Annotated in this window: 17 protein-coding genes and 1 tRNA gene; 9 read left to right on the top strand and 9 right to left on the bottom strand. The window is 67.5% G+C overall.

Annotated features, from left to right (window positions below; genetic code table 11):
* Window positions 1–13 precede the first annotated feature (13 nt).
* The gene (locus GTH22_RS01005; RefSeq protein ID WP_252942685.1) at window positions 14–529 is read right to left on the bottom strand and encodes a MarR family winged helix-turn-helix transcriptional regulator; all 516 of its coding nucleotides are present in this window, start codon (window positions 527–529) and stop codon (window positions 14–16) included.
* Between the two features lie 172 nt (window positions 530–701).
* Here GTH22_RS01005 and GTH22_RS01000 point away from each other — a divergent pair, with 172 nt between their 5' ends.
* The 3 genes from GTH22_RS01000 to GTH22_RS00990 are packed head-to-tail and all read left to right on the top strand — an operon-like array spanning window position 702 to window position 5043.
* Complete coding sequence (locus GTH22_RS01000) at window positions 702–3059, top strand: xanthine dehydrogenase family protein molybdopterin-binding subunit (protein ID WP_252942684.1); 2358 nt, start codon at window positions 702–704, stop codon at window positions 3057–3059.
* Complete coding sequence (locus GTH22_RS00995) at window positions 3056–3877, top strand: xanthine dehydrogenase family protein subunit M (protein WP_252942683.1); 822 nt, start codon at window positions 3056–3058, stop codon at window positions 3875–3877. The genes GTH22_RS01000 and GTH22_RS00995 overlap by 4 nt, the downstream gene beginning before the upstream one ends.
* Window positions 3874–5043 (top strand): 2Fe-2S iron-sulfur cluster-binding protein, encoded by a 1170-nt coding sequence (locus GTH22_RS00990; RefSeq protein ID WP_252942682.1) that lies wholly within the window; start codon window positions 3874–3876, stop codon window positions 5041–5043. The genes GTH22_RS00995 and GTH22_RS00990 overlap by 4 nt, the downstream gene beginning before the upstream one ends.
* A gap of 71 nt (window positions 5044–5114) precedes the next feature.
* Here the strand turns inward: GTH22_RS00990 and GTH22_RS00985 are convergent, their stop codons facing one another.
* The 6 genes from GTH22_RS00985 to GTH22_RS00960 all read right to left on the bottom strand — a co-directional run bounded on the left by GTH22_RS00985 (window position 5115) and on the right by GTH22_RS00960 (window position 12337).
* Window positions 5115–5627, bottom strand: coding sequence for an aromatic-ring-hydroxylating dioxygenase subunit beta (locus GTH22_RS00985; RefSeq protein ID WP_252942681.1), 513 nt, complete (start codon window positions 5625–5627; stop codon window positions 5115–5117).
* A gap of 2 nt (window positions 5628–5629) precedes the next feature.
* The gene (locus GTH22_RS00980; RefSeq protein ID WP_252942680.1) at window positions 5630–8446 is read right to left on the bottom strand and encodes an FAD-dependent oxidoreductase; all 2817 of its coding nucleotides are present in this window, start codon (window positions 8444–8446) and stop codon (window positions 5630–5632) included.
* Window positions 8443–9417 (bottom strand): amidohydrolase family protein, encoded by a 975-nt coding sequence (locus tag GTH22_RS00975; RefSeq protein WP_252942679.1) that lies wholly within the window; start codon window positions 9415–9417, stop codon window positions 8443–8445. The genes GTH22_RS00980 and GTH22_RS00975 overlap by 4 nt, the downstream gene beginning before the upstream one ends.
* A gap of 94 nt (window positions 9418–9511) precedes the next feature.
* Window positions 9512–10795: a TRAP transporter large permease gene (locus GTH22_RS00970; protein WP_252942678.1), complete on the bottom strand. Its 1284-nt coding sequence runs from the start codon at window positions 10793–10795 to the stop codon at window positions 9512–9514.
* On the bottom strand, window positions 10792–11229 hold the full coding sequence (locus tag GTH22_RS00965) for a TRAP transporter small permease (protein ID WP_252942677.1): 438 nt from the start codon (window positions 11227–11229) through the stop codon (window positions 10792–10794). Before GTH22_RS00965 ends, GTH22_RS00970 begins: the two co-directional genes overlap by 4 nt.
* A 97-nt stretch (window positions 11230–11326) precedes the next feature.
* Window positions 11327–12337 (bottom strand): TRAP transporter substrate-binding protein, encoded by a 1011-nt coding sequence (locus tag GTH22_RS00960; RefSeq protein ID WP_252942676.1) that lies wholly within the window; start codon window positions 12335–12337, stop codon window positions 11327–11329.
* A gap of 311 nt (window positions 12338–12648) precedes the next feature.
* Between GTH22_RS00960 and ndpH the strand changes: the two genes are divergently transcribed.
* The 4 genes from ndpH to GTH22_RS00940 are packed head-to-tail and all read left to right on the top strand — an operon-like array spanning window position 12649 to window position 15864.
* Window positions 12649–13350 carry a maleate isomerase gene (gene ndpH / locus GTH22_RS00955; protein WP_252947545.1) on the top strand — a complete coding sequence of 234 codons (702 nt, stop codon included), beginning with the start codon at window positions 12649–12651 and terminating at the stop codon, window positions 13348–13350.
* Window positions 13351–13360: 10 nt separating this feature from the next.
* Window positions 13361–14143, top strand: coding sequence for an alpha/beta fold hydrolase (locus tag GTH22_RS00950; RefSeq protein ID WP_252942675.1), 783 nt, complete (start codon window positions 13361–13363; stop codon window positions 14141–14143).
* Between the two features lie 31 nt (window positions 14144–14174).
* Window positions 14175–15206: a leucyl aminopeptidase gene (locus tag GTH22_RS00945; RefSeq protein ID WP_252942674.1), complete on the top strand. Its 1032-nt coding sequence runs from the start codon at window positions 14175–14177 to the stop codon at window positions 15204–15206.
* A 28-nt stretch (window positions 15207–15234) separates the two neighbouring features.
* Complete coding sequence (locus GTH22_RS00940; RefSeq protein WP_252942673.1) at window positions 15235–15864, top strand: isochorismatase family protein; 630 nt, start codon at window positions 15235–15237, stop codon at window positions 15862–15864.
* A gap of 27 nt (window positions 15865–15891) precedes the next feature.
* Here GTH22_RS00940 and GTH22_RS00935 read toward each other — a convergent pair.
* Window positions 15892–15976, bottom strand: a tRNA-Leu gene (locus GTH22_RS00935).
* 309 nt (window positions 15977–16285) lie between these two features.
* Window positions 16286–16855, bottom strand: coding sequence for a tetratricopeptide repeat protein (locus GTH22_RS00930; protein WP_252942672.1), 570 nt, complete (start codon window positions 16853–16855; stop codon window positions 16286–16288).
* 165 nt (window positions 16856–17020) lie between these two features.
* Here GTH22_RS00930 and GTH22_RS00925 point away from each other — a divergent pair, with 165 nt between their 5' ends.
* Together GTH22_RS00925 and GTH22_RS00920 are read left to right on the top strand one after the other, a co-directional pair.
* On the top strand, window positions 17021–17755 hold the full coding sequence (locus tag GTH22_RS00925; protein ID WP_252942671.1) for a rhomboid family intramembrane serine protease: 735 nt from the start codon (window positions 17021–17023) through the stop codon (window positions 17753–17755).
* Window positions 17752–18129, top strand: coding sequence for a GFA family protein (locus GTH22_RS00920; protein ID WP_252942670.1), 378 nt, complete (start codon window positions 17752–17754; stop codon window positions 18127–18129). Before GTH22_RS00925 ends, GTH22_RS00920 begins: the two co-directional genes overlap by 4 nt.
* The last annotated feature ends 103 nt before the right edge of the window (window positions 18130–18232 follow it).

Below are 18232 nucleotides of genomic sequence, written 5' to 3'. Positions count from 1 at the left end.
CGGCCCGCCCGGTTCACTTCATCGGCGCCCGCGACGCACTATTGTTGGCCTCGATCAGCTTGCGCAGAATCCCCATGAAGACCTCGCACTCCTCGGTCGAGATCGGGGCAATGAACTTGTCCTGCGCCTCCTCCATCATCGGGCGCACCCGGCGCACGAATTCGCGGCCCTCCTCGGTGATCTTCACCACCCGCGCCCGGCGGTCCGCTTCGGAGGGGGTGCGCGTGGCAAGACCCCGGCGCACCAGCCGCTTGATCACGTCCGCCCCGCTGGTCCGGTCGATTCCCACCGCCTTCGACAGCGACAGCTGGTCAAACTCGTCGCCCCCGTACAGCACGGAAAGCATGGCATATTGCACCGCCGTCAGATCCAGTCCGGCGCAGGCCTCGGCAAACAAACCAATGTGAATCTGGTGCAGACGCCGCACCAGGTATCCCGGGCGCCCCCAGAGATCGTCATACCTCTTCTGCCCGAACGGGCTATCCTGCTCACCACCGGGCTCGCCTGTCTCTGCCGAATTAACTGTCATATTACTCCTTTCTGGAGTGCACTTCTTATTGGGTCATAAAACACCATGAACTGGCCTCCGAGAAGTCCGGACTTGCCGGACCTACTTTACGACGTATACTCCCCATAATATCGCACCCACCCCCCGGCACAAGGCGGCACGGGTGCAAAGCCAGCCAAACGGAGCGCGCAACATGCAATCAGGGACCGGAGCGGGAATCGGGGCGCGGGCACCGCGCAAGGAAGACGCAAGGCACCTCAAGGGGCGGGCGCAATTCGTGGGCGATATCAAGCTCGCAGGGGGCTGGGAGGCCGCCTTCGTGCGCAGCCCGCTGGCCCATGCGCGGATCACCTCCATCACCAAGCCCGAAGGCGCCGAGGGGCGGGTCTTCACCGCCGCCGACATGGCTGACCTCAAGCCCATCCGCTGCGAATCCACCCTGCCCAGCTACAAGGTCTCCGACTACCCGGCGCTGGCGCAGGGCAAGGTGCGCTACGTGGGCGAATGCATCGCCATCTGCATCGCCCCCACCCGCGCCGAGGCCGAGGATCTGGCCGAGGCGGTGCTGGTCGATCTCGATCCCCTGCCCCCCATCCCCAACGTGCAGACCGCCCTGGCCGAAGGCGCCGCCCTGCTGCACGAGGACTGGGGCGACAATCTCTTTCTCACCACCCGCCACGACGGCGACCTTGCCGAGGCCCGGGCCAAGGCCAGCGTGGTGATCGAACGCGAGTATGAAACCGCGCGCCAGGCGATGAACCCAATGGAGGGCAAGGGCGTGCTGGCCCATTGGGACCACAAGGCCGACCAGCTCGTGGTCTACACCTCCACCCAGGTCCCCCACCTGATCCGCACCGGCCTGTCCGAATGCCTCGCCCTCGACCAATCCGAGGTGCGGGTGATCGCCCCCGATGTCGGCGGCGGATTCGGCTACAAATGCGTCCTCCAGCCCGAGGAGCTTTCGGTCGCATGGGTCGCCCGAAAGGTCGACCGCCCGATCCGCTGGACGGAGGATCGCCGCGAGCATCTCACCGCCGGGGCCAACACCCGCCAGCACAGCTACAAGATCACCGCCTACGCCGATGACGAGGGCCGTCTTCTGGGCCTCGATGCCGATATCTGGGTCGATATCGGCGCCTACTCAGTCTGGCCCTTCACCGCATGCCTCGAAGCGGCGCAGGCGGGCGGCAACCTGCCGGGGCCCTATGACATTGGTGCCTACTCCTGCCGCACCTATTCGGTCGCCACCAACAAACCCGGCTTCACCCCCTATCGCGGTGTCGCCCGGCCCGGCGTCTGCTTCGCCATGGAGCTGACGATGGATGCCATCGCCCGCGCCGTGGGCCGTGACCCGCTCGAGGTGCGCTGCCTCAATCTCGTGCAGGGCGGCGCGATGCCCTACACCAACATCACCGGCAAGTATTACGACAGCGGCGACTACCCCGCCGCCGCCCGCGAGGCCGCCCGGCTGATCGACGTGCCCGCCGTGCGCGCCCGCCAGAAGGCCGCCAGCGCCGAAGGCCGCTATCTCGGCCTCGGCTTTGCCAGCTTCACCGAGCAATCGGCCCATGGCACCAAGGTCTTCGCCTCATGGGGCCTGCCGCTGGTGCCGGGCTACGAGCAGGCCAGCGTCAAGCTCACCCCCTCGGGCACGCTCGAGGTGCGCTCGGGCAACCACTCTTTCGGGCAGGGGCTTGAAACCACGATCGCGCAGGTTGCCTGCGAGTGGCTCACCACCTCGCTCGATCAGGTCAAGGTCACCATGGGCGACACCGGCCTCACCCCCTATTCCACCGGCGCCTATGCCTCACGCGGCATGGTCATGGCCGGCGGGGCGGTCTCCAAGGCCGCCGAGGAACTGGCCCGCCGGGTCAGGGTCCACGGCGCCCACCTGCTGCAATGCGCCCCCGAAGAGGTCGAGATCCGCGAAGGCGCCGTCACCAACGGCCTCGCCTCCGCCTCCTTCGCCGAGATCGCCTCGGCCTGGTATCTCCATCCCGACCGCCTGCCCGATGACGTGAACACCGCCGGGCTGGAGGTGACAGAAGGCTACAAGCCCGACATCGACACCGGCGTCTTCACCTATGCCACCCATGCCGCACTGGTCGAGGTCGACCCGGCCACCGGGCGCACCGAGATCCTCGATTACGTGATCTTCGAGGACTGCGGCCGCCGGGTGAACCCGCTCATCCTCGACGGCCAGAGCTACGGCGGCGCGGCGCAGGGCATCGGCACCGCGCTCTTCGAGGAGGCGCTCTACGATGCCTCCGCCCAGCCCCTCACCTCCACCCTCGCCGACTACATCCTGCCCGGCCCGGCGGAGCTGCCGCACTTCCGCCTCGGCCATGCCGAAACCCTCTCGCCCCACACCCGCCACGGGATCAAGGGCGTGGGCGAAGGCGCGGCCATCGCGCCCGCCGGGGCCATCGTGAACGCCATCAACGATGCGCTCTCCCCGCTCGGCGTGGAACTCACGCAAATTCCGGCCACCCCGCACCGGGTGCTCTCGGCCATCCTCGACGCCCGCACCGCCAAGGAGGCAAGCGCATGAAACCGGCCCCCTTCTCCCACATCCGCCCCGACACCGCGGCCGCCGTCAGCGCCGGGCTCTCAGGCGAGAGTGCCAAGATCATCGCCGGCGGCCAGTCCCTCGGGCCGATGCTCAACCTGCGCCTCGCCCGCCCGGCCAAGCTCGTCGGCCTGGCGGCCCTTCCCGGGCAAGCGGAGATTTCCGAAGAGGGCGGCGCGCTGGTGATCGGCGCAGGCGTCATCCACGCCCGCATCGAGGATGGCGACAGCCCGGTCGAGCTGCCCGCGATGATGCGCCACGTCGCCCGCGGCATCGCCTATCGCGCCGTGCGCAATCGCGGCACCCTCGGCGGCTCGCTGGCCCATGCCGACCCGGCAGCCGATTGGGTCACCACCATGACCGCACTTGACGCCACCCTGCGCCTGCAAGGCGCGAGCGGCGCGCGCGCAACGCCGATGCGCGGCTTCATGCAGGGCGCCTACCGCACCGCCCTCGCGCCCGGCGAGTTCATCACCGCCGTCGAGATCGCCGCGCCCCTGCGCGCGCCGCTCTGGGGCTACCACAAGATCTGCCGCAAGGTCGGCGAGTTTGCCGACGCCATCGGCGCGGTGGTGATCGAGCCCGCCAGCGGCTACGCCCGCATTGTCGCCGGAGCCACCGGCGCCGCGCCGCTGCTCCTGCCCGAGCTGGCCGCCGATCTGGCCCGCAGCGCCACCGCCCCCGCGCCCGCCCGCATCACCGAGGCGCTCGCCGCCGCGCTGCCCGGCGCCGACCGGGTCAAGCTGCACCAGCTCACCACCTCCCTCGCCCGCGCCATCGACAAGGTCATCGCCCAATGAACAAGCCGCTTTCCCCCACAGATGTCGCCGCCCCCGAGGCCCCCCTCGCCCTGCGCCTCACCGTCAACGGCGAAGCCGCCGACGTGCTGGCCACGCCCCGCACCCAGCTTGCCGAGATCCTGCGCGACAAGCTCGACCTCACCGCCACCCACCTCGCCTGCGAACAGGGCGTCTGCGGGGCCTGCACCGTCATGGTCAACGGCAGGCCCACCCGCTCCTGCATCACCTTCGCCGCCGATTGCGACGGCGCCGAGGTGCAGACCCTCGAAGGCTGGCAGGGCGATGCGCTGATGGACAGGCTCCGCGCCGCCTTCACCCGCAACCACGCCCTGCAATGCGGCTTCTGCACCCCCGGAATGCTCGCCACCGCCCGCGATCTGGTCGAGCGCCTGCCCGCGCCCGACGAGACCCGCATCCGCAACGAACTCTCCGGCAACCTCTGCCGCTGCACCGGCTACGTCGGCATCGTCGCCTCCATCGCTCAGGTGATCGAAGAGCGCGACGCCGCCGGCATCCCGCCCCTGCCCCAACCGCCCGATGCCACGCCGCCCGCCCGCGGCTTCACCCCCTTCGAGCCGCGCGCCGAGGCCGCTGCCGTGGCCGAGGCCCCCACCGGCTCCGCCACCGTCGAGGACGGCTGGACCGTGGTACGCCGCCAGGTCGCCCTCGCCCACCCCACGGCCGATGTCTGGGCCCTCTTCTCCGACCTCCCCGCCGTCGCCCGCTGCCTTCCCGGCGCCGAGCTGGCCGAAACCGATGGAAAGTCCTTCACCGGCCACGTCGGCGTGCGCTTCGGCCCGATCTCGGCCCGCTTCGAGGGCCAGGGCGATTTCACCGCCGACGACCCGGCCCGCGAAGGCCGCGTCACCGGGCGCGGCAAGGACCGGGGCGGGCAGAGCAACGTCGAAGGCGCGCTGAGCTTCAAGGTGGCCGAAGCCGCCGCCGACACCTCGACAGTCGACGTCGCCTTCCGCTTCCGCATCGAGGGGATGCTCGGCCAGTTCAACCGTCCCGAGCTGGTGAACGGCCTCGTCGATTACATTCTCGGCGAATTCGTCGCCAACTGCGACGCCGTGCTCTCGGGCGGCGAGGCCCGCGAAAGCAAGGGCGTCAGCGCCTGGGCCGTGATGAAGGCCGTGGTGAAGGGCTGGTTCCGCAAGCGCTGAACCCACCCGCAAAGCAAAAGGGGCGGCCCCGCACCGGAGCCGCCCCTTTTTGTTTGCTCTCCGACGCCCGCCTACACCGGCAGCACCAGCGCATTGGGCACCAGCAGCGTGTCGTAGACGGCAATCCGCGACGAAAGCAGCAGGCTCCCGTCCTCCTGCCGCCGGAACCGGTCAATCATCCGCCCGGCCTGGTGCAACCGCCCCTCGGGCAGCTCGGCCAGCGTTTCGATCAGGATGTAGTTCACCTCGGCGCAGATCGTGCCATCCGCCTCGATGCCCGTGACGCGGGTGTTGGTCATGTAGTGGCGCAGATAGCGCGGCCCGAACATCGAAGTCTTCGAGATCGCCAGCGCCCGGTCCTTCAGCATCGCCTTGCTCTCGCAATAGACAAGCCCCACCGGGCGGCCATGGTCGAAGTTCTCGCGGCTGGTGATGTTGTAAAAGGCGTCCTCGGTAAAGAACTCGGGCCAGTCCTCGAGATCGCCATCGTCGAGCACGGCGCAGTACTCTGCGTTGAACTCCTCGATATCGAGCCGCGCCACGCGGCGCTGGTCGGCCTCCTCGGGGGTCGGTTTGGCTGCCATGTTCACAGGCCCATCTCCTGTCTCCAGTGCTTGTACATCGCCCGGATCGCCGCTTCGGAAATCAGGGTTTCCGAGGTGCCGGCAGGCACATCCGGGTCGAGCACCACGAGGTGCTCGCCGCCGGTCGAGTTCAGCATCCCGTCCTGCACGAACTTGATCGCCTCGTTGTCCTCCAGCCCGAGAAAGCCCGCAGGCCCCATCAGGTTGCCCTGCCGCAGCCGGTGGCGCTCCATTTCCTCGTCGTCGTCCTCGTAGCCGAACATCGTCCAGACCATCGTGAACTCGTTGGGGCCGTTGGGCACGATCTGGCGCACGCCCAGCGTGTTCATCTCGCGCTGCACGATCAGCCCCGGCCAGACCACCTGCATCGTCACCGACCAGGGGCTGTCGAACTCGGGGATGAAATCCATCAGCCGCGGGTCTTCCAGCGTCAGCCCGTCACGATAGGCCCGCATCTCGGCCTTGTTCTCCTCCGACACCGCATTGTCGCTCTTGGCCGAGGCCATGGTCGAATGCCGCCCGCGCGGATCGACGATCATGGCCGACTTGTTGCCGGCCACCAGCAACCCGAAGGTCACGAGGAAGGTGTGCAGCAGGGTGGCGTGGTAAGGGTCCTTCAGGTTCTCGGGGTAGAGCTTCCAGTTGCCCATCAGGGTGTGGCGGTAGTGGCCCAACACCTTCAGCTTGCGGCCCGAAAAGACGGTGTCGAAATCGGTCAGCATCTCCTCGCCCAGGTATTCCTCGAAGCTCTCCACATCGGGGCTGAACGAGGCAAAGACCGCGCCGTTGCGCTGGGTGGTGTAGAGCTTCTTCACCCCGTGGTTCTCGGGGCGGAAGTCGGGGCCCATGCCCCCCTGCCCGTTCACGCCCCGCCGGAACGGCACGCCCGCAAGGTTGCCCTTCAGGTCGTAGCTCCACTGGTGATAGGGGCAAACGAACTCCTCGGTATTGCCCCGCAGCTCGCGGCAGAACTCCGCCGCCCGGTGCGAGCAGCGGTTCTCGAACACGTTGATCCCGCCCTCCTCGTCGCGCACCATCACCACCGGCGTCGGCCCGACGTAGGAGCGTACGAAGTCCCCCGAATTGGGCACCTCGGCCTCGAGCCCCACGTAATTCCAAGTCTTGCCGTGGAAAATGCGCTCGATCTCGCGGTCGTAGATTTCCTTGTTGGTATAGGCCCAGTCGGGCACCCGGCCGAGGCCCTCGGCAGGCCAGGCAAACCGCTTCTCGATCGGCAGCATCTTCATCTCGTCATCCTCCAGCTCGGAAAGGTTGGTTGCGGGGTCGGCCAGAACATCGGGATCAACCGGCTGGCCGCCTTCAATCAGGGCGCGCGCGGCGCGCAGGGTTTCGGCGTCGCCAAAGTCGATGGCCGCCACCACGCGGCTCTCGCCGTCAAGACACAGGAACACCGGCGCCTCGCCATCGCGGCGGATGCAGGTCAGCTCCGGGCCGATGGCGCCGTAGATCTGAAGCGTGCCGCCAAAAAGATCCGACCAGAACCACGGCATCTCGGGCCGCGCCTGCGGCGTCCCGGCAATGGCGCGGGCGGTGCGCGCGGCGGAGAGGTTGGCGTGCTGCCAGCTTTCCACCCGGCTCTCGGCGCTCGACAGCTCGTCGCGGATCACCGCCACATCGCCGACCGCGTAGATCGCCGCATCGGAGGTGCGGTTCTGCGCATCCACCAGCACGCCGCCGCGGTCCGAAACCGCCAGCCCGGCCGCGCGGGCCAGCGCGTCGCGTGGCACCGCCCCGACGCCGACCACGATGCAATCGGCCTCGACCATGCTGCCATCGGCCAGCGTCACCCCCTCGGGGCCAACCGCGCCCACGCCCGCACCAAGGCGCAGGTCCACTTCGTTCTGCTCCGCCACCCAGCCAAGGAACTCGGCCGCCTCGGCGGGCAGCAGGCGTTTCAGCAGCCTGTCCTGCGCCTCGATCACCGTGGCCTTCAGGCCCAGCGCGCGGGCGGCGGAGGCCAGTTCCAGCCCGATGAAGCCGCCACCGATCACGGCAACGGATCTGGCGGTCTTCAGCGCGCGTCCCAGTGCCTCGGCATGGGCAAGGTCGCGCAGGTAGTGCAGCGTCACCGCCTCCGCGCCCGGCAGCGCAATCTCGCGGGCCGCCGCGCCGGTGGCGATCACCAGCATGTCGTAGGGCAGCGTCTCGCCGCTCTCCAGCACCACGTTGCGCGCCGCGCGGTCGATCCCGGCCACCGGCGTGTCGAGCCGCATGTCCAGCTCCAGCGCCTCCGCCTCGCCCGGCTCGAACACATGCGCCTCCGCCAGCGTCGACTTGCCCAGCAGCAGATCCTTCGACAGCGGCGGGCGCTCGTAGGGCGGGTGCGGCTCGTCGCCCAACAGGGTGATCGCCCCGGCAAACCCCTCGGCCCGCGCCCCGCGCGCCGCCTCGGCCCCGGCCTGCCCGGCGCCCACGATCACGAGGCGGCGAAAATCCTTCGCCGGCCCCTTCGCCGCGCCCGCGCCAGCCGCGCCCTCCACCTCCTTCGGCTCGGTATCGACCCAGATGATCCCCTCGTCGATCTTCACCGCATAGGTGGCGATGTCCTTGGTCACCGGCGTGCCCTGCGCCTTGCCCGAGCGGATGTCGAACAGCCCCTGGTGCAGCGGGCACTCCACGCAGCCGTTCTCCACATGCCCGTCGGTCAGCAGGGCAAAGGCATGGGTGCAGATGTTGCCGGTCGCATAAATTTCGCCATCCAGCGAAAACAGCGCCAGCCGCAGCCCGTCGACCTCCACCGCCATCGAGCCCTCGGCATGAACCTGCCCCGCCGGGATATTGGTGAACTGAAAGCTCATGACCCGGCCCCGATCAGCGGCAGCCCCATCAGCGCGGCGGCGGTGTCGTGGCAGACAAGCCGGCGCGTCGCCTCGTCCAGCGGCGCGGTCTCGATGAACTCCACCGCCGCCTCCGTGTCCTCATAGGGGTAGTCGACCGAAAACATCACACCCTCCGCCCCCATCTCGCCCAGCGCCCCCATCAGCGAGGGGTGCGAGCAGACGCCCGAGGTGGTGATGACGATGTTGCGGGTGAAATACTGCGACGGCGGCAGCGCCAGCTCCACGCCCATCGGATAGGCGCCAAAGCGCGAATCGTAGCGCCAGCGCAGGAAGGGCAGCGCCTCGCCCATGTGGCCGAGCACGATCTTCACGCCCGGAAAGCGGTCGAACACCCCGGCAAAGAGCAGCCGCAGCGCATGGCTGCCCGTCTCTACGCCCCAGCCCCATGTGGCGCCATGCAGCACCGGCATGCCCTCGAGCACATAGGGGGTGGCATAGGCATTGGTCGGATGCAGGTAGAAGGGCACGCCCAGCCGCTCCAGCTCGGCCCAGAACAAATCGTATTCCGGCGCGTCGTAATAGGTGCCATGGGTGTGGCCGTTCACCAGACAGCCCAGAAAGCCAAGCTCCTTCACCGCCCGCTGCAACTCGGCCACCGCCGCCTCCGGGTCGTGCATCGGCAGGCTGGCAAGCCCCGAAAGCCGCTCGGGCCGCATCGCCACCTTGGCGGCAAGAAAGTCGTTCGCCTGTCGCGCCGCCTCCACCGCCGTCTCGGCAGGCTCGCCCTGCGCCCCCGGCCCGGTGAGCGACAGCACCGTGCGCACGATCCCGCCCCTGTCCATCAGCTCGATCCGCTCGCCGTCAAAATCGCCCAGCCGCTGCATCAGCCGCTCGGCCTGCACCTTGGGGATCAGCTTGAGAAAGGCGGCCGAATGCTTCTCGAAGCCCGGCGCCATGAAGTGCTCTTCAAAGGTGATCTTGGGGGTCATCTGGCCTTCCTGTTCTCTGTCGTCGGGTGGGCGTGTCATAATATGCAGTATACTTCTCTTTTTCGCGCAGCAAGGTTTTTCTCAGCCTTTCCGGCTACAGGATCAGGTCGGGCACGAGGGTTGCGATGCCGGGCACGTAGGTGATCAGCAGCAGCACCAGCAGGTTGACGATGATGAAGGGCCATATGCCCGCAATGATCTCGGCCACCGGCTTCTGCAGGGTCGAGGAGGCCACGAACAGGTCCAGCCCGAAGGGCGGCGTGACCATGCCGAGGGTCACGTTGACGGCGACGATCATGCCAAAATGCACCGGGTCGATCCCCAGGCTCTGCGCCACCGGAAACAGCGCCGGCACAAGGATGAGCTGAATCGAATTGGGGTCCACGAACATCCCGGCAATGATGAAGGCCACGTTGGCCACCATCAGAAACAGGATCGGCCCGGCATTGGCATCCGTCACCAGCGCCACCAGCATGTTGGGAATCTGGAGCAGCGTGATGAAATAGGAGAGCAGCGTGCCCAGCGCCAGCAGCAGAAAGATCACCGCGTTCTGGATCGCCGCCTTCTCGGCCACCTCGATCATCCCGCGCAGATCGAGGCTGCGGTAAACGAACATCTCCACCACGATAGCGTAAACCACGCTCACCACGGCGGCCTCGGTCGGGGTGAAGATCCCGCCATAGATGCCGCCGAGGATCAGCGCCGGCATCCCCAGCGCCCAGCCCGCCCCGGCCAGCGCCTGCCCTATCTCGCCCAGCGTGGCGCGCGGATCGCCCTGCACCCCGGTGCGGCGGGCCTCGATGGCGGTGAGCACGGCAAAGGCCAGCCCCATCACCACACCCACCGAAAGCCCGGCGGCAAAGAGCGCGGTGATCGAGGTGCCGGTGATCCAGCCGTAGACGATGAGGGTGATCGAGGGCGGAATCAGCAGCGCCGTCTCGGCCGACGACACGATCAGCCCGAGCGAGAACTTGTCCCTGAACTTCGCGCGGCGCAGCTCGGGGTAGAGGATATGCCCCATCGCCGCCACCGTGGCCGGCGCCGAGCCCGAAACCGAGCCGAAGCCCATCGCCCCGCCGATGGTGGTATAGCCGATCCCGCCCCGCGCATGGCCCACCAGCGCGCGCACCAGCCCGGTGAGCCGCCCGGCAATCTGCCCCCGCCCCATCAGCTCGGCAGCGAACAGAAAGAACGGAATCGCCAGCAGCAAAGACTGGTTGATCCCGCCCGTCACCTTCTGCGCGATGATCAGGTCCGGCATCCCCGGAAAGAACCCCGCCTTCAGCGCCAGCGTCGGGATCGCCAGCACCATCAGCATCTCGAAACCCGCAATCAGCAGGATCACCGCCAGCAGGGCAATGGCGACGCCGGGGATCATTCGGGCAGCTCCCCACTCGGCGCATAGCGGTCGATCACCCCGAACAGGCTCGCCCCGTAACGCAGCGCCAGCAGGATGAACCCGGCACAGGGCGCCACGTAGATCCAGCCGATCGGCATTGGCAAGGTCGCGCTCTGCTGCCCGCTGGCAAAGACGAAAGCAGCCGTATTCCCCGCCAGCCAGGCCATGTAGAGCGCAAACAGCGCCCCCACCCCGTCGATGATCCGGCGCAGCGGCAGGCCGGACCGCGCGGCAATCCGGTCGCGCCAGCTATCGACCGCCACCTGCTTGCCCCGCTCCAGCGCCAACCCGGCGGCGAGGAACACGAGGAAGATGTTCATCACCCGCACCACCTCGTCGATCCAGTGAAACGAGGCGGCCAGCGAGCCGCCAAGCTCGCGGACCAGCACGTTGAAGGCAAACAGGGCGGTCATGCCGAGAAGCAGTGCAACAAGGGTTGTCCGCTCCAGAAGGCGAAGCAGGTCCAGGGCTTTTGACATAATGCTGCCTCTCGGTGGCCTGTCCTGCCGCTCAGTTCATCACGGCGTCATAGGCGGCCTGATAGGCCTCGAAGAGCTTGGCCCCCTCCTCGCCCGAGCGCGCCAGAAAGGCATCGCGGGCAGCGGGGAACATCTTTTCGCGCAGCGCCGCGATTTCCTCTGCCGAAGGCTCGATCACCGTCACCTCCGCCGCGCGGATCGCCTCCAGCGAGGTTTCGCCCGCTGCCGCCTTATGCGCCATCATTTCGGGAATGATCTCCTGCAGGGAGGAGCTGATCGCCTCGCGGTGGCTCTCGTCGAGGCCGGTCCACACCATCGGGCTGAACAGCACCACGTTCTCGATGGCCCCGTGGTTGGACAGCGCAAGATAGTCCTGCACCTCGAAGAATTTCATGTTGAAGATCGTATCCAGCGGGTTCTCCTCGCCATCCACCACGCCGGTCTGCAACGCGGTGTAAAGTTCGCCGAAGGGAATCGGCACGCCCTTCACCCCGATCGCCCCCATCGATTCGACCAGCACCGCCGATTCCATCACCCGAAAGCTCTGCCCCTCGAACTCGGCCACCGTCTCGATCGGCTTGCTGGAGGTGAACTGCTTGGTGCCATTGGGATAATGCGACACACAGGTCACGCCCCGGCTGTTGAAGCTCTCGCAGAAGGCATCGCTGAAACCGCTCTCGCGGATCGCCTGCGCCTTCTCCGGGTCCGCCGGATAGAGGAACGGAATGTCCATGATCGAGGCCACCGGGTTGAACCCGCCCATGAAGGCAACCGGCCCCGCCGTTGCGTCAAGCGCCCCGAACTGCACCGCCTCGGTCATTTCGCGCTGGCTCCCCAACTGGCTTTGCGGGAAGATCTGCAGCGCCACCGCGCCATCGGTCTTTTCCGAGACCATTTCAGCCACCTTTTCCAGCATCACATGGGTGGTCGAGGCCGGGGCCTCCACATGTCCGAGGCGCAATGTCACCTCCTGGGCGGCACTGGCAGAGGCGGCTACGGCAAGGGCTGCCGAGGCGAGGGCAAGGCGGAGTGGTGCTGTCATGATCACAGGTCCCTGTTCGGTGGGTGGCGTTTCGCTCAATTTATGCAGCATACCCCATATTTGAAGAATTTTCCATCCCCACCCTTCAAACCCGCCTCATTTGCACAATAATCAGGCAAAAACCGGCAGTAACGCCCATTCCGTCAGCCATTTCACCCGATCCCGAGCGGACAGACGGGATAAAGGGAGTATACATCATATTTTGCTTGCAACCCCGCCCCACCGCTTTCATCCTAGGCGCGACCAATTGAGGAGCATACTTCATGAAGCCCATCCGCATCGGCCAGATCGTGCCGTCGTCCAACGTCACGATGGAAACCGAGATCCCCGCCCTCCTGCGGGCGCGCGAGACGGTGGCGCCCGAGCGCTTCACCTTCCACTCCTCGCGGATGCGCATGAAGAAGGTCACCAAGGAGGAGCTGGCGGCCATGGATGCCGACAGCGACCGCTGCGCCCTCGAACTCTCCGACGCCAAGGTCGACGTGATGGGCTACGCCTGCCTCGTCGCCATCATGTCCATGGGCCACGGCTACCACCGCACCTCGCAGGAACGCCTCCACGCGGTAACGCAAGGCAACGACGCCCCCGCCCCCGTCGTCACCTCCGCCGGCGCGCTGGTCGAGGGGATCAAGGCCATCGGTGCCAAACGGGTCGCCGTCGTCGCCCCCTACATGAAACCCCTCACCGAGATGGTGGTCGACTACATCCGCAACGAGGGCATCGAGGTCGTCACATGGCGGGCGCTCGAGATCGCCGACAACCTCGCCGTCGCCGCCCACGACCCGATGAACCTGCCCGGCATCGTCGCCGAGATGGACACCTCCGAGGTCGACGCCGTGGTGCTCTCCGCCTGCGTTCAGATGCCCTCGCTCCCCGCCGTCTCCACCGTCGAGGCCCGCGTCGGCAAGCCCGTGCTCACCGCCGCCATCGCCACCACCTGGCAGATGCTGAAGGCGCTCGACCTCGACACCCGCGTTCCGGGCGGCGGCACGCTGCTCTCGGGCGCCTACTGAAAGGCCCGCCATGACCCAAGGCTACAACCTCCACGCCAACGGCATCCGCCAGCACCTGATCCGCTACGCCGGTCCCGAAGGCGCGCCCGAGATGCTGCTGATCCCCGGCATCACCTCCCCCGCCATCACCTGGGGCTTCGTGGCCGAACGGCTGGCCGAGCGCTTTGATGTGCACGTGCTCGACGTGCGCGGGCGCGGCCTCTCGCAATCCGGCGACCTCGACTACACCCTCGATGCCATGGCCGATGACGCCATCGCCATCGCCCAAACCATGAACAGCCCCATCGTGCTCGGCCACTCCATGGGCGCCCGCACCGCGATCCGCGCCAACGCCCGCAACGCCGATGCCTTCTCGGGCTACATCCTCGTCGACCCGCCCACCTCCGGCCCGAACCGCCGCGCCTACCCCTCCAAATGGCCGTGGTATGGCGACAGCATCGTGATGGCCGCGAAGGGCTGCTCGGCCGAGGACATGCGCGCCTTCTGCCCGACCTGGACCGACGAGCAACTCGCGCTCCGCGCCGAATGGCTGCACACCTGCCACTGGGGCGCCATCCGCATCGCCTTCGACGGCTTCCACACCGATGACATCCACGCCGATCTCCCCGCCATCACCAAACCCGCCCGGCTGGTGATCGCGGGCGGCGCAACCGTGGTCGACGCCGACGATCAGGCCGAAATCGCGCGCCTCAACCCCGCCATCGAGCAGCGCACCGTTGCCGGGGCGGGCCACATGATCCCCTGGGACGACCTCGAAGGCTTCCTCGGCGCGGTCATGGACTTCCCCGCCTGACACCAAACGCCACCCAACCCCGGAGACCCCAATGGATCAAGCCAGCTTCACCGAGATCTGCCTGCACCAGCTGAAGATGTCGGGCGTGCACGAGGGCGAAAAGCTCGTCGTGCTCACACAGGGCAGCGACCGGCTCGACTACGCCGATGCCTTCATGGCCGCAGGCCAGCGCCTCGGCGCCAAGATGTATCACATGCGCCTGCCCGCCCCCCTGCCCACCGGCGGCTGGAACGTGGGCGTCACCGGCCTCGCAGCCCTGCCCGATGCGGTCGAGGCGCTGAAGAACTGCGACATGCTGATCGACTGCGTCTTCCTGCTGTTCTCCCCCGAGCAGTTCGCCATCCAGGATGCCGGCACCCGCATCCTCACCGCCGTCGAGCCGCCCGAGCTGCTGGCCCGGATGATGCCCTACCCCGAACTGCGCGAGAAGGTCGAGATCGCCGGCGAGATGCTCGGCAAGGCCAAGGTCATGCGCATCACCTCGCCCCACGGCACCGATGTCACCTACAAGCTCAACACCTACCCCGCCGTCACCGAATACGCCTGCACCGACGAGCCCGGCCGCTGGGACCACTGGCCCTCCGGCTTCGTCTTCACCGGCGGCGACGACGATGGCGTCGACGGGCAGATCGTGGTGGCGCCGGGCGATATCCTGCTGCCCCAGAACATGTATGTCAGCTCGCCCATCACCTACACCATCGAGAAGGGCTGGATCACCGACATGCGCGGCGACCTCGATTGCGAGCTGGTCAAATCCTACATGGACGCCTTCAACGACGAGCGCGGCAAGGGCATGAGCCACGTCGGCTGGGGCATGAACCCCCACGCCAAGTGGCACGGCATGACCCCGGGCGAGTTCCCCGGCGGCATGGGCATGGAGCCGCGCAGCTTCTACGGCAACGTCATGTTCTCCACCGGCCCCAACAACGAGCTCGGCGGCCCCAACGACACCCCCTGCCACCTCGATATCCCGATGCGCAACTGCTCGCTCTTCCTCGATGACGAGCCCATCGTGATCGACGGCGACATCGTGGTGAAAGAGATCCAGCTCGCGGCCCGCTGAGCCGCGCGGCCCGAACAAGGGAAATCCCATGTCACAAGAACAGGTCTATGCCGCGGCGGGCTTCGGCCAGCCGGTCCCGCGCGGCACCCGCCCCGCGATCGTGGTGGTCGACTTCTCCTACGGCTTCACCGACCCCACCTACCCCACCGGCGCCGACATGTCGGCCCAGATGGCCGCCACCCGGCGCCTCACCGACCTCGCCCGCGAGATGGGCCTGCCGGTGATCTACACCACCATCGCCTACCAGCCCCGCGAGCGCGACACCCTCGCATGGCTGAGGAAAGCCGCCGGCATGGCCGACCTCCTCGTCGGCTCCCGCCTCGTCGAGATAGATGCCGCCACAGGCATCCAGCCCTCCGATCCGGTGCTGGTGAAACACGGCGCCTCCGCCTTCTTCGGCACCAACCTCGCCGCCCTGCTCACCTCCGCGCAGGTCGACACCCTCATCGTCACCGGCGCCACCACCTCCGGCTGCGTGCGCGCCTCCGTGGTCGATGCGGTGCAATCGGGCTTCAACGTGCTGGTGCCAGAGGACTGCTGCGCCGACCGCGCCGAAGCCCCGCACAAGGCCAACCTCTACGACATGGGCCAGAAATACGCCGACGTGATCACCGCCGCCGAGGCCGAAACCTACCTGCTGTCCCTGAAACCCGCCTGAAGGGAAGGCCCCGTCGGCCGGTCAATCTGGTGCCCGCGGCCGGACTCGAACCGGCACGGCATAAAGCCAAGAGATTTTAAGTCTCCAGTGTCTACCATTCCACCACGCGGGCACGGGGGCGGTTGCGCGGCGAACATACCCGGCCCCGCGCCGGGCGCAAACCCGAAGCTCGGCCCTGTCGCCCCGCCCGCCACCGGCCCGCCACCGGCCCTGCCCGCCCCCGGTCTTCGGACGCTCGGGGGGGGGAGCGCACGGTGCATTGGTTAATGCCCGCCTGCCGATTTTCGTATGTACGGGGTGTGCACGGGATGTGTACCGGATGTGACATCCGTTTTCGTGGTTAATCGCGACCGGTAAAGGCCCCGCACGTCCCTGTCACGGACCCGGCCCTAGGGCCGTGAGTCGGCGCGTGGTCGGGCGCTCAGATGTCCTGGTTCTTCAGCATGTCCATCAACCCGCGCTCGGGGAGCCAGGGGTTGAACTCCAGCGCCTGCTCCAGCGCCGTCTTCGCCTCGCCGTTGCGCCCCAGCCCCATCAGGGTCAGCGCCTTTCCGGCGATGGCGGCGTAATGGTCGGGGGCGCGGGCAATGGCGGCGTCCAGATCGGTCAGCGCCGGGGCATAATCCTGCTGCATGAAGCGGATGAAGGCGCGTTGGTTGTAGCCCTCCGCATAGCCGGGGCAATAGGCAACCAGAGCGTCGAAGGCCTTGATCGCGCCCACAAAATCCCGCACGTCCCGCCGGTCCATGCCTTCGTCGAGCAGCTGCTGGGCATGGGCATCGGGGGCGGTGGCCCAGATGTCCCACATCGCGTTGGAGCGCATCCGTGCCTCCTCGGCGTTGCCGGCCTCGCGCACCGCCTTAAGCACCTCGGCCCGCTTTTCCGGCTCCACGAGATCCGCCATCCCGCTCATGTCGCAGGTCTCTGCGCTGGCAGGGAAGGCCGCGAGCGCGGCGGCCATCAGGGCGGGGATCAACCGTTTGCTAACCATGTCCCAGCCTCGCCTGCCGGGGGCTTCCCGGTCAACGCCCCACACGAAAACATGATTAACACCGCCCCGCCCCCGCCCTCCGGGCGCCGGGGCGTGGTGTTGATAATCTCCTAACCGCCCGCACGCATCTTGACCCCCCCGCTCCACCCGGGCACAGATCGCCCCATGTTCCCGTTCCGAGATCACAACCCCTCCCGCACCACCCCATGGGTCACGCTCGGGCTGATCGTGGCAAACATCGCCGTCTACCTGCTGATGACCCTGCCGCTCAACGACCTGCAACTCATTGCATTCTATCAGGAATACGGCCTCACCCCGGCCCGCCCGGAAGCGTCCGACTACCTGACGGCCATGTTCCTCCACGGCGGGGTGATGCACCTCGCGGGCAACATGCTGTTCCTGTGGATCTACGGCGACAACCTCGAGGACGAGATGGGTCACCTGCCGTTCCTCGGCTTCTACCTGGCCACCGGCGTCGTCGCCTCCTTTCTCCACGTCACCACTTCCCCCGGCAGCCCGGTGCCGCTGGTCGGCGCTTCCGGCGCCATCGCCGGGGTCATGGGCGGCTACCTTCTGCTGTTCCCCAAGGCCAAGATAGATGTGCTCTTCATCATTGTAATCATTCCCAAAATCTGGCCCATCCCGGCCTGGATCGTGCTCGCGATCTGGTTTGCGCTACAGCTGGTCAACGGCGCCGCCAGTCCCGCCGCAGGCGGCGGCGTGGCCTATTGGGCCCACGTCGGCGGCTTCCTCGCGGGCGTCATCGGCACCCTCCCCTGGTTCCTCAAGGAAGGCGCCGCCCGCTGGTGGCAAAGAACCGACGGCCACCCGCCCCACCCCGACGCCCACTACGGCCAGCTGTCCAACACCTCGATCCCAACCGTGCGGAGACGAAAATGAGCGAAGCCCCCCGCCGCGCCACCTGCCACTGCGGCGCGGTCGAACTCGAAGTCACCCTGGTGCCCGAAGGCATGGGCTCGCTGCGACGCTGCGATTGCTCCTTCTGCCGCCGCCGCGGCGCCGCGCCGGTCTCGGTGAAGCTGGCCGATCTGCGGGTGGTGAAGGGAGAGGAAAAACTGACGCTTTACACCTGGGGCACCCGCACCGCGAAGCACTGGTTCTGCGCCACCTGCGGCATCTACACCCATCACCAGCGCCGCTCGGACCCCACCCAATACGGGGTGAACGCCGGCTGTCTCGAGGGCGTCAACCCCCGCGACTTCGAGCCGATCCCCTGGTCAGACGGCGTGAACCACCCCAGCGATCGCGCCTGAAACCCCTGTTCCGTATGGATATTTTCAGCAAGAAAATGCAATGGGCCAGCGCGCCCACGCGGGGCCTTGCGCCCTGTGGAACGGCCCGAGGCTCAAGGCCCCG

Source organism: Oceanicola sp. 502str15, assembly GCF_024105635.1.
Taxonomy (GTDB): domain Bacteria; phylum Pseudomonadota; class Alphaproteobacteria; order Rhodobacterales; family Rhodobacteraceae; genus Vannielia.
The sequence above is the reverse complement of the archived record's forward strand: the minus strand, read 5'-3'. Positions and strand labels throughout refer to the sequence as shown.

What these genes read in the sequence shown, in the direction of transcription:
- GTH22_RS01005 (WP_252942685.1), bottom strand. Translation starts at nt 529, where the DNA reads ATGACAGTTAATTCGGCAGAGACAGGCGAGCCCGGTGGTGAGCAGGAT.
- GTH22_RS01000 (WP_252942684.1), top strand. Translation starts at nt 702, where the DNA reads ATGCAATCAGGGACCGGAGCGGGAATCGGGGCGCGGGCACCGCGCAAG.
- GTH22_RS00995 (WP_252942683.1), top strand. Translation starts at nt 3,056, where the DNA reads ATGAAACCGGCCCCCTTCTCCCACATCCGCCCCGACACCGCGGCCGCC.
- GTH22_RS00990 (WP_252942682.1), top strand. Translation starts at nt 3,874, where the DNA reads ATGAACAAGCCGCTTTCCCCCACAGATGTCGCCGCCCCCGAGGCCCCC.
- GTH22_RS00985 (WP_252942681.1), bottom strand. Translation starts at nt 5,627, where the DNA reads ATGGCAGCCAAACCGACCCCCGAGGAGGCCGACCAGCGCCGCGTGGCG.
- GTH22_RS00980 (WP_252942680.1), bottom strand. Translation starts at nt 8,446, where the DNA reads ATGAGCTTTCAGTTCACCAATATCCCGGCGGGGCAGGTTCATGCCGAG.
- GTH22_RS00975 (WP_252942679.1), bottom strand. Translation starts at nt 9,417, where the DNA reads ATGACCCCCAAGATCACCTTTGAAGAGCACTTCATGGCGCCGGGCTTC.
- GTH22_RS00970 (WP_252942678.1), bottom strand. Translation starts at nt 10,795, where the DNA reads ATGATCCCCGGCGTCGCCATTGCCCTGCTGGCGGTGATCCTGCTGATT.
- GTH22_RS00965 (WP_252942677.1), bottom strand. Translation starts at nt 11,229, where the DNA reads ATGACCGCCCTGTTTGCCTTCAACGTGCTGGTCCGCGAGCTTGGCGGC.
- GTH22_RS00960 (WP_252942676.1), bottom strand. Translation starts at nt 12,337, where the DNA reads ATGACAGCACCACTCCGCCTTGCCCTCGCCTCGGCAGCCCTTGCCGTA.
- ndpH (WP_252947545.1), top strand. Translation starts at nt 12,649, where the DNA reads ATGGAAACCGAGATCCCCGCCCTCCTGCGGGCGCGCGAGACGGTGGCG.
- GTH22_RS00950 (WP_252942675.1), top strand. Translation starts at nt 13,361, where the DNA reads ATGACCCAAGGCTACAACCTCCACGCCAACGGCATCCGCCAGCACCTG.
- GTH22_RS00945 (WP_252942674.1), top strand. Translation starts at nt 14,175, where the DNA reads ATGGATCAAGCCAGCTTCACCGAGATCTGCCTGCACCAGCTGAAGATG.
- GTH22_RS00940 (WP_252942673.1), top strand. Translation starts at nt 15,235, where the DNA reads ATGTCACAAGAACAGGTCTATGCCGCGGCGGGCTTCGGCCAGCCGGTC.
- GTH22_RS00930 (WP_252942672.1), bottom strand. Translation starts at nt 16,855, where the DNA reads ATGGTTAGCAAACGGTTGATCCCCGCCCTGATGGCCGCCGCGCTCGCG.
- GTH22_RS00925 (WP_252942671.1), top strand. Translation starts at nt 17,021, where the DNA reads ATGTTCCCGTTCCGAGATCACAACCCCTCCCGCACCACCCCATGGGTC.
- GTH22_RS00920 (WP_252942670.1), top strand. Translation starts at nt 17,752, where the DNA reads ATGAGCGAAGCCCCCCGCCGCGCCACCTGCCACTGCGGCGCGGTCGAA.